At 75.1% G+C, this 13,392-nt stretch carries 10 protein-coding genes; 7 read left to right on the top strand and 3 right to left on the bottom strand.

All coding sequences use genetic code 11. From position 1 onward, the window contains the following. The 5 genes from AB0E98_RS09520 to AB0E98_RS09500 all read left to right on the top strand — a co-directional run. The coding region (locus AB0E98_RS09520; RefSeq protein ID WP_361700448.1) for a LuxR C-terminal-related transcriptional regulator at nt 1-2,303 on the top strand (2,303 nt) is incomplete at its 5' end. A 4-nt stretch (nt 2,304-2,307) separates the two neighbouring features. Further along, entirely contained in the window at nt 2,308-5,118 is a 2,811-nt protein-coding gene (locus AB0E98_RS09515; protein WP_361700445.1) for an AAA family ATPase, read from the top strand. A 511-nt stretch (nt 5,119-5,629) separates the two neighbouring features. Further along, nucleotides 5,630-6,211, top strand: coding sequence for a LuxR C-terminal-related transcriptional regulator (locus AB0E98_RS09510; protein ID WP_361700565.1), 582 nt, complete (start codon nt 5,630-5,632; stop codon nt 6,209-6,211). A 171-nt stretch (nt 6,212-6,382) separates the two neighbouring features. After that, complete coding sequence (locus tag AB0E98_RS09505) at nt 6,383-7,012, top strand: DUF4956 domain-containing protein (protein WP_361700442.1); 630 nt, start codon at nt 6,383-6,385, stop codon at nt 7,010-7,012. After that, a complete protein-coding gene (locus tag AB0E98_RS09500) occupies nt 7,009-7,833 on the top strand; it encodes a polyphosphate polymerase domain-containing protein (protein ID WP_361700440.1) in 825 nt (274 codons plus the stop codon). Before AB0E98_RS09505 ends, AB0E98_RS09500 begins: the two co-directional genes overlap by 4 nt. 5 nt (nt 7,834-7,838) lie before the next feature. On the opposite strand, the gene AB0E98_RS09495 is transcribed toward AB0E98_RS09500, so the two are convergent. Further along, nucleotides 7,839-8,255: a hypothetical protein gene (locus tag AB0E98_RS09495; protein WP_361700438.1), complete on the bottom strand. Its 417-nt coding sequence runs from the start codon at nt 8,253-8,255 to the stop codon at nt 7,839-7,841. Between the two features lie 165 nt (nt 8,256-8,420). Between AB0E98_RS09495 and AB0E98_RS09490 the strand changes: the two genes are divergently transcribed. Beyond that, nucleotides 8,421-9,845 carry an FAD-dependent oxidoreductase gene (locus AB0E98_RS09490; RefSeq protein ID WP_361700435.1) on the top strand — a complete coding sequence of 475 codons (1,425 nt, stop codon included), beginning with the start codon at nt 8,421-8,423 and terminating at the stop codon, nt 9,843-9,845. A 190-nt stretch (nt 9,846-10,035) separates the two neighbouring features. Here AB0E98_RS09490 and AB0E98_RS09485 read toward each other — a convergent pair whose 3' ends face one another. Then, complete coding sequence (locus tag AB0E98_RS09485; protein WP_361700433.1) at nt 10,036-11,670, bottom strand: ABC transporter permease; 1,635 nt, start codon at nt 11,668-11,670, stop codon at nt 10,036-10,038. After that, nucleotides 11,667-12,602 carry an ABC transporter ATP-binding protein gene (locus AB0E98_RS09480; RefSeq protein WP_361700430.1) on the bottom strand — a complete coding sequence of 312 codons (936 nt, stop codon included), beginning with the start codon at nt 12,600-12,602 and terminating at the stop codon, nt 11,667-11,669. Before AB0E98_RS09480 ends, AB0E98_RS09485 begins: the two co-directional genes overlap by 4 nt. A 108-nt stretch (nt 12,603-12,710) precedes the next feature. Between AB0E98_RS09480 and AB0E98_RS09475 the strand changes: the two genes are divergently transcribed. Next, nucleotides 12,711-13,226: a MarR family transcriptional regulator gene (locus AB0E98_RS09475; RefSeq protein WP_361700428.1), complete on the top strand. Its 516-nt coding sequence runs from the start codon at nt 12,711-12,713 to the stop codon at nt 13,224-13,226. The last annotated feature ends 166 nt before the right edge of the window (nt 13,227-13,392 follow it).

Here is a 13,392-nt window from a genome sequence, read left to right as displayed (position 1 = left end):
CCGGCGCGCGCCCCCCCCGCCCCACCGCCGGGCGCGGGGTGGTGGTGTGGGGCGCCTGGCGCAGGCGCGGCTTGGCGGGGGTGCCCACCCCGGCCGCCCACCCGGGGTGGGCCGCGGCGGGCGCCGCCCCCTGGGGGGCCGCCGTCTGCGGCGGCACACCCGCCGACGACCGGTTCGCCCTGGCCGCCGCCGAGGCCACCGGGGGCAACCCCGCGATACTGGAGGACGCGCTGCGCCGCCTGGCCCAGCGCGGACACCCGCCCGTCGCCGCGCACATCCCCCGGATACGGGAGCTGGCCGCCGCGGCGGCCACCGACCACGTCGCACGCGTCCTGCGCACCCTCCACCCCGCCGAACGCACCGTCCTGCGCGCCCTCGCCGCCGCCGGCGGCGTACTGGACCTCCCCGCCCTCCGCCGGCTCACCGGCACCCGGCCCGAGGACGAACCCGCCCTGTGGACCGCCCTGGAGGCGACCGGGCTCGTCACCCCCGGCCGGCCGCTGCCCGGCGTCGACCCGGCCACCGCGACCCGCGTCCTCGCGGACATGCCCGCCCGCGAACGGGCCGCCCTGTACGAGCGCGCCGCCGAACTGGCCCACCACGCCGGAACGACCGGCGAGCACCTCGCCGGCCTCCTCCTGGACACCCCGCCGGCCGGCCGCGACTGGGTCGTGCCCGCCCTGCGCCACGCCCACACGGCGGCCGTGCGCCGGGACGACCACGCCCACGCGGCCGCCTGCCTCCGCCGCGCCCTCGCCGAACCCCTGGCCCCCGCCGAACGCGCCCGGCTGGAGCTGGAACTGGCCGCCACCGAGGCCCTGACCACCCCCGAGGCCGCCGACCGCCGGCTCGGCGCGCTCGCCCGCACCCCGGACCCCGCCCTCGCCGCCTGGCGCGTGCGCGCCGTCGACCACGGCCTCCTGCGCGGCTACACCCACGGAGTGGGCCACGCGCTGGCCGACGCCCTGGCCCGCGCCGAAGGCGCCGAGCACGACGACCTCGTCGCCCTGTACTGGGCCGCCCACCACGGCTGGCGCGAGGAGACGGACCCCGGCGCCCCGCGGGTCCCCGGCCTGCCCCGCGTCCCCCGCACCCCGGCCCAGGCCGGCGTCCGGGCCTGGCAACTGGCCCGCGACGGCGAGGACCTGACCGGCACGCTCCGGCTGGCCCGCGCGGCGCTCGTCCCCCCGGCCGGCCGGGACGCCCTCCTGCTGCCCCGCCTCGCCGCCTGCCGCGCCCTCTACCTCGCCGACGACTACGAGACCGCCGACGCCGGCATCACCGCCCTGCTCGCCGACGTCCGCCGCGACGGGCTGCGGGCCGGCGTCGCCCGGGTGCTCACCGTCCGCGCCGAGATGAGCCTGCGCCGGGGCCTGCTCTCCGACGCCGAACGGTACGTGGCCGAAGCCGAGAGCTCCCTGCCGCCCCACAGCTGGCACCCCGCCACCGCGCCCTATCTGACGGCCGTCCGCACCGCCGTCGCCCTGGAGAACGGCGACCGGGACACGGCCCGCGCCCGCGCCTTCGTACCGGCCCCCGCCGGCGCCGAGGACAGCGCCCCCTGGGCGTATCTGCTCTTCGCCCGGGCCCTGGTCGCCGTCGCCGACGACGACCTGCCCGAGGCCATGGCACTCTTCCGCGAGACCGGCCGGATCCTGCTGCGCCGCCAGTACGTCAACCCCGCGCTGCTGCCCTGGCGTTCCCTCGCGGCCCGCACCGCCCTCGCGCTCGGCGAGCACGCCGAGGCCCGGCGCCTGAGCGCACAGGAGCTGGCGCTGGCCCGCCGCTGGGGAGCCGCCGGCACCATCGGCTGGGCCGAGCTGAACGCCGCCCTGCCCACCGGCGAGCAACGGCCCGCCAAGGTGTGCCGCGCCGTGGACGTCCTGCGCGACACACCCGCCGGCCTGGCCCACGCCTGGGCGCTCGCCGACCTCGCCGCCCTCGAACTGCGCACGGGCAACGAGCCGCCCGCCGCCGCCCCCTGGGCGAGCGACCTCTCCGCGCTCATCACCGCCCACCCGAGCAGCAGACTGGCGGACACCGTGCGCCGGCTCGCCGGGGACCACGGGCCCGCGCCGTCCCCGACCGATGTCCGCCGGCTCCGGGAGTGGGCCACCCTCTCCCAGGCCGAGACGCACACCGCGACGCTCGCCGGCCAGGGCCACGCCAACCGGGCCATCGCCGAGCTGCTCTCGGTCTCCCGGCGCACCGTGGAACTGCGGCTGAGCAGCGTCTACAAGAAGCTCGGCGTCAGCGGGCGCGGCGAACTGCGCGCCCTCGTCCGGGGAATGGAGAGTAACTGAACACATGCTGCTCGAACGAGGTACCGAGTTCACCGCGGCCCAGGACGCCCTGCGCGCCGCCGCCGTCGGAGGAAGGGCGTCGTGTCTGCTGCTGACCGGCCCGGTGGGCATCGGCCGGTCCGCGCTGCTGCGGGCGCTGCCCGGCCCGGCCGCCGGAGAGGGCGTACGCGTCCTGCGCGCCCACGCCGCCCCCATGGAACAGGACTTCGCCTTCGGAGTGGCACATCAGCTGTTCGACAGCCTACGGACCCAGGAGCCCCCCGAAGAGAGCGAAGGACGGCAGGCCGACCCCCGGCTCACCGCGACGGACCACGCCGAGGAGACCACTGGTGACGCGGCGGAGGAGTGGGCGGTCCTCGAAGGGCTGCGCTCACTGCTCGCCGACGTCGGCGAGCGGGCCCCGCTGCTGATCCTCGTGGACGACCTCCAGTGGGCCGACACCCCCTCGCTGCGCTGGCTCGCCCACCTCGCCGCCCGCCCGCACGGGCTCCGCGCGGCCGTCGTGGGCACGCTGCGCGACGGCGACCCGGGCGGCCGCCGCCCCGCCGTCCTCGACCTGCTGGACACGGCCCCGCGCGTGCTGCGCCCGGCCGCCCTGACGCCCGGTGCCACCCGGACGCTGGTCCACGAGCGCTTCGGCACCCCGGGCGACGAGGAGTTCACGGCCGCCTGCCACGACGCCACCGGCGGCAACCCGCTCCTCCTGACCGCCCTGCTCGACCGGATGGCGGCCGACGGCGACGAGCCGACGGCCGCCCGCGCCGCCCAGGCCTACGCGCTGCGGCCCCCGCGACTGACCGAACGGCTCGCCGACTGCCTGCGCGCGCAGTCCCGCCCCGTACGGCACCTGGCCGGGGCACTCGCCGCCCTCGGCGGGCACGCCGGGCCCCGCGTCGCCGCCGAACTGGCCGGCCTGGACCCCTGGGAGGCCGACGGCGCGCTGGGCGACCTCCACCGGCTGGGCCTGCTGACCGGGCCCGGCGAGCCGCGCTTCGTCCACCACGCGGTCCAGGACGCGGTGGCGGCCTCGTCCACCCCGGACGAGCGCCGCGAGCGGCACGAGGCCGCGGTGGACCTGCTCCACCGGCACGGCGCCCCCGCCGCCCTGATCGCCGAACGGCTCATGGAGTCCGCCACCGCCCCCCGGCCCTGGGCGGCCGCGATCCTCCGCGAGGCCGCCGAGACCGCGCTGCGCGCCGGCGACCCGGAGACGGCCGCCCGCGCCCTGCGCAGAGCGCTCCAGGACCGCCCTGAACCCGGCCCGGAACGCGCCAGGTTGCTGGCCGACCTCGCCGCGGCCGTCCGCGACACCGACGCCACCGCCTGCGAGCGCCACGTCACCCAGGCCGTCTCCCTGCTGACCGATCCGACCGAACGGGCCCTGGCCGCCCTGCGGATACCTCCGGCCTTCCTGGGCGCGCTGCCCGCCCCCGCCATCGCCCTGCTCCGCCGCACATCCGGGGAGCTGGGCCCCGCCGCGCTGCTGAAGGGCACGGCCCGCGAGGCAGCCCTGCGCCTGGAGGCGCGGCTGCGCCACGCGGGCCGCGAGGACCCGGCGGAGCTGGGCGCGGCGGTGCTGCGGCTGCGGCGCATGGGGGAGGAGCCCGCGCTGCGCTCGGCGGGCGAACGGGAGCTCGCGGCCGTCCTGCTCCACGCGGCGGCGGTCTCCGGCGCCCTGACAGCGGCCGAGGTGGCCCGCCTGGGCCACCGGATCCTGGAGCACGAGCCGGCCACCCCCGACCGTACCCACTCGGCGCTGCCCCTCGTGGTGCTCGCGCTGTGCGGCGCCGACTCGGTGGACGCCGTCGCCTCCTGGCTGTCGGCCGGGCACCGGCTGAGGAACCCGGAGATCCCGGCGGCGGGCGCCGTCGACCACGCGGAACGGGCGCTGACGCTCCTGGCCCAGGGGCGGCTGACGCAGGCGCGCGAGCACGCCGAGCGCGTCGTCGACCGGCCGGGGGAGCGGGAGGGCGAGGGGAGCGGCGAGGGGAGCGCCGCCTTCGCCGTGGTGCTCGCCGCAGTCGCGCTGGAGGTGCGCGACCCGGCGTTCAGCGAGCGCGTACTGGTCCTGGGCGGCCGGTGCCGGGCGCCGGGGCTGGTCACCACGTCCATGCTCAGGCTGCTGGAGGCATCGCTGGAGGCGGGGCGCGGCGACTGGGCGGGTGCCCTGGAGACCGTCCTGTCCTGCGGCCGGCAGCTGACGGCGTCGGGCTGGGACAACTCGGCGCTGTTCCCGTGGCGGCCCTGGGCCGTCAGCCTTCACCACCGGCTCGGCGACTCCGGCGCGGCACGCGCCCTCGCCGACGAGGAGCACGCACGGGCCGAGAAGTGGGGCGCGCCCGCCGTGCTCGGCCGCGCCCTGCGGCTGAAGGGCCGGTTGTACGGGGGCGGCCGGGGCGAGGCGCTGCTGAGCGAGGCGGTCACCGTGCTCCGGGGTTCGGCCAACCGGCTGGAACTCGCCCGTGTCCTACAGGAGTTGGGCAGACGGATCGGCGGTGGGCCCCGGGCGGAGGCGGCGCTGCGGGAGGCCGGGGAGCTCGCCGTGGCCTGTGGCGTTCCCCGGCTGGTGCAACGGGCCGGGCGCGAGGAGCTCGGCGCCCCGGGGGCGCCGTCGGCGGTGCTCACCCCCGCCGAACGCCGGGTGGCCGCGCTCGTCGGCCGCGGCCTCACCAACCAGCACATCGCCCGGGAGCTCGGGGTGAGCTCCCGGGCCGTCGAGAAACATCTTACGAATTCCTATCGAAAATTGGGGATCACAGGACGTGCCGAGTTGGCGTCAGGACAATGGGAACCGGCATTGGGGATGACCGGCTGAATCGTTTGTCCGCGCTTGTTGTGTGCGGCTTCCAATAAACCGTCGGTACGGCGCGCCCGGATGTCCGGGCGCGCCGTACGCGCATGGTGGTGCACCTGGGTGACGAGATGTCAACCATCAGGGAAAGCCCAGGTCACATGTGGTTGTGGGGTCGTGGTCCGGCGCTGGGGAATTCGGCCCACCGAAGACCGAAGGGCAGACCGTACCTTTCCTGCGGCCGACCGCAGGTTTAGGACGAGCGGCAGGACTGTCGTTGACCGTTGACCGGCGGGTATCTAGTCTTTCAATCAGTTCGCCCAGTTCGGCTGCCGGGCCTCGGGACGAGGGTCTGGATTCCGCGTTACAACGCGATTGCATAGCGATTCCGCATGTGTGAAGTGCCATGAAAGGGTCCCATCTCTTGTTGAATTCTGTTCTCGCTTCGGTCGAATCGGCTCGGGTCGCCTCCCAGGACGGCCCGGAGGCTCAGGCGGGGTACCCGGACGCCCGTACGCAGTCCGACCAGTCGGGGCTGTGCATGGCGAGCCTCGACACGTCCCTGACCATCCAGCAGGCGAACCAGGAGTTCTTCCGGCAGTTCGACGGCTCCTCGGAGGAGCTGTGCGGCAGAAGCTTCCGCGATGTGGTGCACCCCAGCGTCCGGCAGCCGTTGATGCGTCAGTTCTCCCACCTGATCGAGGGAAAGCACCAGCGCTTCGTCACCCCGGTCATCGCGGTGGGCGCGGACGACTCCGCCTTCACCGTGCCCCTGACGGCGGTCTCGGTGCGCGGCGGGCTCCCCGACACCACCGCGATCCTGGTGATGATGCCCGCGACCCGGAGCGCCGAGGGTGCCCGGGTGGTGGCCGGCCGCAAGAAGATCCTGTCCGAGATGGACGCGCGCATCCTGGAGGGCATAGCCGCCGGGGTGTCCACCATCCCGCTGGCGTCCCGCCTCTATCTCAGCCGGCAGGGCGTCGAGTACCACGTGACCTGCCTGCTGCGGAAGCTCAAGGTGCCCAACCGGGCCGCGCTGGTCTCGCGGGCCTACTCCATGGGCGTGCTCAAGGTCGGCACCTGGCCGCCCAAGGTGGTGGAGGACTTCGTCAAGTGAGCCGGGTGCGGCGGCAAGGGTGCCTAACGCGACAGGAGTGATGCCGTTCCGGACACTCATCGTCCGTTTCCATCAAGGAAGCGCATGGTTCACCGGAAAGCGGCTGCGTGTTCACTCTCTGTTTCCCTAGGGTCTGAGCTCTTCCTCCCGACATCCCAGGAGAGCCGACCCATGGACTCGTCACGGCACCTCGTCGCCCACCTCGGGCTCGACCTCGCCGCCATATGCCTGCTGACGTTCGCGATCTACTACCCCCGGCACCGCCGCCGCGACCTCGTGCCGGCCTATCTCGCCCTGAACGTCGCCCTGTTCACCGTTGTCGCCGCCCTTGCCCAGGTGGGCGGCAACGGTGGGGCGGCGCTGGGCTTCGGGCTCTTCGGAGTGCTCTCGATCATCAGGCTCCGCTCCGACGCCGTCCAGCACGAGGAAGTCGCCTACTACTTCACCACGCTGGTCCTCGGCCTGCTGTGCGGGCTGCCGAACCTCCCGTTCACCGCGGCCGCCGGCCTGAGCGCCGTCCTGCTCCTCGTCGTCTACGCCGCCGACCACCCCCGGCTGTTCGCCCGCTCGCGCCGTACGGTCGTCACCCTCGACGCCGTGCACGCCGACCCCGCCGCCCTCCGCGCCGACCTCTCCCGCAGACTCGGCGAACCCTTCCACTGGACGGTCATGGAAGTGGACTACGTCCGCGACCTGATGGTCGTCGACGTCCGCTACCGCGAACCCGTCCCGGGCGGCGCCCACCAGGCCGAACGGTCCCGGACCGCGCACCGCGCCGCGCCCGCCTGGGAGACCGTGTGACCACCACGCCGGCACCCCCGGTCCCCGCGGCCGTCCGGGCTGTCGGCGAGGCGGCCGGCGCCGCCGGGCCGATCTCCCTGGCCGAGGTCAACGCGCGCGCCGAGCTGATGGCCCGCTTCGACCGCAGCTATCTCGTCCCCGCAGACGCCTTCCTGGCGATGGCCCGACGGCTCACCGACCCCCGGCGCCCCGGCGGCCCCTTCCGGGCCCTCGCCATCGACGGACGGCGCGCCTTCCGGTATCACTCGGTGTACTACGACACCCCGGAGCTCCGCTCCTTCCACGATCACCGGCAGGGCCGCCGCCTCCGCTTCAAGATCCGCGAACGCGTCTATCAGGACAGCGGTGAACGGCAGTTCGAGATCAAGCTCAAGGGCGGGCGGGGCGACACCGTCAAGCACCGCCGCCCCCTCACCGGCGAGGACACCCCGCTCGACGCGCCCTTCCAGGCCTTCCTCACGGACACCCTGCGCGACGCCTACGGAATCGACTCGCCCCCGGTACTGCGACCGTCCCTCAGCACGGACTACGTCCGCACCACCTTCGTGGCCGACGGCGAGCGCATCACCTGCGACGTCGGACTGGTCTGCGACGACCTGCGGGCGGGCCGGAGCGTGCGCTGCGCACCCGGCCTCGTCCTGGTGGAGACCAAGACCGCCGGTCATCTGACGGAGGCGGACCGGCTGCTGCACGACAGCGGCGTACGCCCGGCGGTCTTCACCAAGTACTGCGGGGCGTACGCGGCGCTACGGCCGGGCCTCCCGGCCAACCGCTGGCGCCGCGCGGCCCGGCACGCCTTCGGGGAGCCCTGGCCGGGCTGAACGGCTCAGTGCCCTCCGCCGGGCCCCGAGAGGAGCTGCCCCACCACCGGCAGACGCGTCAACTGCTGCTGGAGCGGCCCCACGAGCGGCTGAAGCGGGCCCGCGAGCGCGTTACCCGCGTTACCACCCGGCGCGCCCTCGGCCGGAGCCGCCTGGGGCTGCGCCTGCGGCGCGGCCTGTGGTGCGGCCTGGGGCGCCGCCTGCGGCCCGGACTGCGGGGCACCCTCCCGCACCTGGTCCATGGCGGCGGCCTGCTCCTTCTTGACGAGCGCCCCCGGATTCGGGAGGTCGGCCGCCGCCTGGAACGACAGCGTCTCGGGCAGCTGCTCGGCGCTCGGGGGCGCCGCCGACGCCTCCGCCGGTGCGACCACGGCGAACGACAGGGCGGCCAGCAGCGGGGTGACGGTGTGGCGCAGACGCATGAGAGCCTCTCTCGATACCGGAACGACGTACACCACGAAAACGAACCAAAGCCCCGCAAGTCACTGAGGCGCGGTGGATCGCTCCGGGTCACACCCAACGGGTCCTGCCGGTACGGTGATCGCAGCATTTTCCGGTGCGGACGACGGAACGAATGGGGTGGCGACGTGACAGCAGAGGGCGCCGAAGGCGGACCGCGCGCGAGTGAGGACGAGGGACGGGCCCGGCGGCACGCCGTCGTCATCGGCGGCGGGCTCGCGGGCCTCCTCGCCGCGCACGTGCTCACCGCCCACGCCGACAAGGTGACGCTCGTCGAGCGCGACCGCTTCCCGGAGGGCCCGGACAACCGCTCCGGTGTCCCCCAGGACAAGCACACCCACGTCATGCTGGAGAGCGGCCAGAACGCTCTGGAGAAGCTGCTGCCCGGCATCGTGGGCGAGCTGATCGACGAGGGCTCGCCGCGCGTGGCGATGCCCACCGACATCCTGCAGTGGCAGGTGGGTCACTGGTACCGCCGGACCCGCCCCACCACCCATGTCCTCACCGGCTCCCGGCCCCTGACCGACTGGGTCGTGCGCCGCCGCGTCCTCGGGGGCGGCTCCCGCGTCGAGACCGTCGAGGGCGTAGAGGTCACCGGCCTGCTCGGCGACGCCACGCGCGTACGCGGCGTCCGCCTGCGCGAGCGCGGCCTGCCCGCCGCCACGGCGGGCACCACCCTGGAGGCCGACATCGTCGTCGACGCCTCCGGCCGCTCCTCCCGCGCCCCCTCCTGGCTGGCCGCCCTGGGCGCCGAGCCGCCCCACGAGGAGGCCCTTGAGACCGGCCTCGCCTACGCCACCCGCTTCTACCGCACCCCCGCCGGGCAGGAGGACCCCGGCTTCCGGGGCGTCTATGTCATCCCCAACCCTTCCCAGCGCTACGGCGGGATCCTGATGCCCCTGGACGGCGGCCGCTGGTCCGTGATCCTCTCCGGCCTGCGGGGCAACGAACCGCCCACCGACGAGGACGGCTTCCTCGCCTTCGCAGCCAAGCTCCCGCACCCCGTCCTGCACGACTGGCTGCTCAAGGCGGAGCCCATCACCCCCATCCACGGCTTCCGCAAGACCGGCAACGTCCGCCGCCGCTACGACAGCCCCGGCCGCCGCCCGGCCGGCTTCCTCGCGACGGGCGAGGCCCTGTGCGCCTTCAACCCCGTCTACGGCCAGGGCATGTCCGTCGCCGCCCTCTGCGCCGTAGCCCTCCGCGACGCCCTCACCGACCCCCGCCGCACCCCCACGACCGGCCGGGTGCAGCGAGCCCTCGTCGAAGCGGCCCGGCAGGCGTGGGACATCTCCTCCGGCGCGGACAAGAACGTCCCCGGCGCGACCGGCAACCTCCCCCGGGGCCGGGCGGTCGACCGGCCCGGGGACTGGTACCTCGCACGAGTGCAGCGGCGCGCCACCGGTGACCCCGTCGTGGGTGAGGCCTTCCGCCGGGTGCTCTCACTGACCGCCCCGGTCACGTCCCTCTTCGCACCACCGGTCGCGAAGGCGGTCCTCTTCGGCCCGGAACCGCAGTCACCGGTGGAACCGCCGCTGACGGCGGAGGGGTAGCCGCTTCCCGGGACTCCGCCCCGGACCCCGGTCCTCAAGCGCCGGACGGGCTGAAATCAGCCCGTCCGGCGCTTGAGGACAAGGCACAGCAGCCGTCCGGCGTTTGAGGACACCGCGCGTCAGCGCGGAACGGGGGTTCGAGGGGGCGCAGCCCCGCTCGGAAACGGTGAAAGGGCGGGACCGGGGCCCCTCACCCCACGTCCCGGCGGCGGAACGCCGCCAGCCCCACCGCCGCGAGCAGGGCCGCAAGGCCCGTCAGCCAGACGAACGGCGCCACGGACACCGCCGCCGTCCCCGGCAACTTCGGCAAATGCCCGAACGGCGAAAGATCCATCACCCACCCCGGCAGCCGCAGCACCGGCCCCAGCCACCCGATGGCCAGACACCCCCCGGCGACCCCCCAAGCCGCCACCGCCCCCCGGGGCAGCGCCCCGAAGAGGAGGAGGGCCACCGAGGCCAGAACCCACGCGGCGGGCAACTGGGCGAGCGCCGCGCCGAGCACCCGCGGCACCTGCCCCCCGACGTCCCCGGCCGTGATGCCGTACGCGAGGCCCATGCCCAGGCCGCCGGCGAGGAGGACGACCGCTGTTCCCAGCCCGGCGAAGGCGAGGTGGCCGGCCGCCCACCGGAGCCGGCCGGTCGCCCCGGCCAGTACGGGCTCGGCGCGCCCGCTCGTCTCCTCCGCGCGCAGCCGCAGCACACAGCCCACCGCGTAGAGCGCGGCGACCATGCCGAGCAGGCCTGTGAGGGCGGCCAGGAAGGAGTCGGTGAGGCCCTGGTGACCGCCCATCCGTTCGAAGATCTCGCGGGTGCTCTCGTTGTCGCCGACGAGGCCGGAGACGCCGTTGACCAGGGAGCCGAAGACGGTGCCCGCGACGGCGAAGCCCGCCGTCCAGCCCAGCAGCGTGCCGCGCTGGAGCCGCCACGCCAGGCCGGTGGCGCCCGTGAGGTGGCGCGGTGCCGTCGCGGCGCCCGGGCGTCCGGCCAGCAGGCCCGCGCCGATGTCGCGGCGCCCGGCCAGGGCGTAGGCGACAGCGGAGGCGAGGGCCGCCGCCGCGTACGGCAGGGCGAGGACCCACCAGCGCTCGCCCGCGAAGGCCCGGGTCTGCTCGGCCCAGCCGACGGGGGAGACCCAGACCAGGGGTGAGGAGGCGTCGGCGCTCGCCGCGTCACCGGCCGCGCGCAGCAGGAAGGCCAGGCCCACGGTCGCGCCCGCGAGGCTCCGTGCCGCCCGGGCGGTGTCGGTGAGCTGGGCCGTGACGGCGGCGACGCCCGCGAAGCACAGCCCCGTACCGGCGACGGCCAGGCCCAGGGCGGCCGCGCCGCCGGCCGGCAGCCCGGCGCGGGCCGGCCCGGCGGTGATGAGGACGGCGACCAGGCCGTTGGCGGCCAGGGCCGTCAGCAGCGCGGCGGTCAGCGGGGCCCGGCGGCCGACGACCGCGGCGGACAGCAGTTCCTGACGGCCGGTCTCCTCCTCCTCACGGGTGTGCCGGACCACGATCACCAGGCTCATGATCCCGGCGAGAACACCGCCGAGGGCGGCCATGCGCCAGGCGACCAGACCGCCGGTGGAGTCGCCGAACACCGGCCCGTACAGCGCGCGGACCGAGGCGTTGGCGTTGGTGGACCGGGCCACGCCGGCCCGGTCGGCGGCCGTGGCGTAAAGCGACTCGAAGGCGCTCGCGACGCTGACGACGGCGAGGGCCAAGGCCACGGCCCACACCGGCAGCAGCACCCGGTCGCGGCGCAGCGCGAGGCGGGCCAGCGTGCCCGTGCCGGCCAGGCGCGGCGAGGCCGGCCGGGGCGAGACGGCGGGGGCGCTCACGAGGTCACCGTCCGGGCGGGTCCGGCGGCGGTGTCCTGCTGGTAGTGGCGCAGGAAGAGCTCCTCCAGGGTGGGCGGGGTGCTGGTCAGGCTGCGGACGCCGGACTCGCCCAACTGCCGCAGAACGGGCCCGAGTTTGTCGGTGTCCACCTGGAGCCGCACCTGCTGTCCCCGGCCGCCGTGGAGCTCGCGGACGGTGAGGTCGTGGACGCCGGGCAGGCGCGCCAGCCCGTTGGGCGCGCCCGTGAGCTCGGCGGTGACGGAGGTCCGGGTGAGGTGGCGCAGGTCGGCGAGGGAGCCGGTCTCCACGGTCGTCCCCTCGCGGATGATGCTGACCCGGTCGCACAGGGCCTCGACCTCGCCGAGGACGTGGCTGGAGAGCAGGACGGTGCGGCCGCGCCCGCGCTCCTCGGCCACGCAGGCGCGGAAGACCTCTTCCATCAGCGGGTCGAGGCCGGAGGTCGGCTCGTCGAGGACGAGCAGGTCGACGTCGGAGGCGAAGGCGGCCACCAGGGCGACCTTCTGGCGGTTGCCCTTGGAGTAGGCGCGGCCCTTCTTCGTCGGGTCGAGGTCGAAGCGCTCCAGCAGCTCGGCGCGGCGGGCCCGGTCGGCGCCGCCGCGCAGCCGGACGAGCAGGTCGATGACCTCGCCGCCGGAGAGGTTGCGCCAGAGGGTGACGTCACCGGGGACGTACGCCACGCGGCGGTGGAGCTCCACGGCGTCGTGCCAGGGGTCCTTGCCGAGCATGCGCGTGGAGCCGCCGTCGGCGCGCAGCAGTCCGAGGAGGACGCGGATGGTGGTGGACTTCCCCGCGCCGTTGGGGCCGAGGAATCCGTGCGTCTCGCCGGTCTCGACGCTGAGATCGAGGCCGTTCAGCGCACGGGTCCGGCCGAAGGACTTCTCGAGGCCGGACACGTGGATCGCCTTCGTCATACCTCCGAACGTACGCTTCTTTCAGAATTTTGTGAAGGTTGGAAAGAGTGTAAATTGACCTGTGGGATCACAGGAGTCTGTGGGATCAACAGGAGTGAGGGCGGGACGATGACCGAGACGACCGGAGCGGGCGGCCACGACCGGGAGCGCGACGAGGAGGCGGTCTCCCGCTTCGTCGAGCGCTTCGCCTCCGAGCTCACCGACGCGGGCATGCCGCGCATGGCCTCCCGGGTCTTCGCGGCGCTCCTGGCCTCCGACTCGGGCGTGCTGACCTCGGCGGAGCTCGCCGACTCGCTGCGGATCAGCCCGGCGGCGGTCTCGGGCGCCGTCCGCTATCTCACCCAGGTCGACATGATCGCCCGTGAGCGGGAGCCGGGCACCCGGCGCGACCGCTACCGGCTCAACGCCGACGTCTGGTTCCACGCCCTCACGCGCCGCGACCAGCTGCTGATCCGCTGGGAGGGCGTCCTGCGCGACGGCGCGAAGACCCTGGGGCCCGGCAGCCCGGCCGGGGCGCGGGTGACGGAGACCGCCGAGTTCATCGAATTCCTGCAGAAGGAGTTCCAGCAGGTCCTGGTCCGCTGGCGCGAACACAGAGCCGCCCCCGGCGAAGGCCGGCCGTAGCCCGTCCCTCTACCCCGTGCCCCGAGGCCGCCGACAGGGCCGAACGGCCCTGTCATCCCGGGCCGATCGGGTGCGTTCCGGCACTGCCATACTGCTTTGCGCTCGGAACGACGGAGTACAGGAGACCCGCCCGTGAACACCCCCAAGGGCAACGACTATTACGCGC

It is taken from the genome of Streptomyces sp. NPDC037389, assembly GCF_040636475.1.
GTDB lineage: Bacteria > Actinomycetota > Actinomycetes > Streptomycetales > Streptomycetaceae > Streptomyces > Streptomyces hesseae.
Note: the sequence above shows the minus strand (reverse complement) of the source record. Positions and strands in the feature narration are given on the sequence as shown.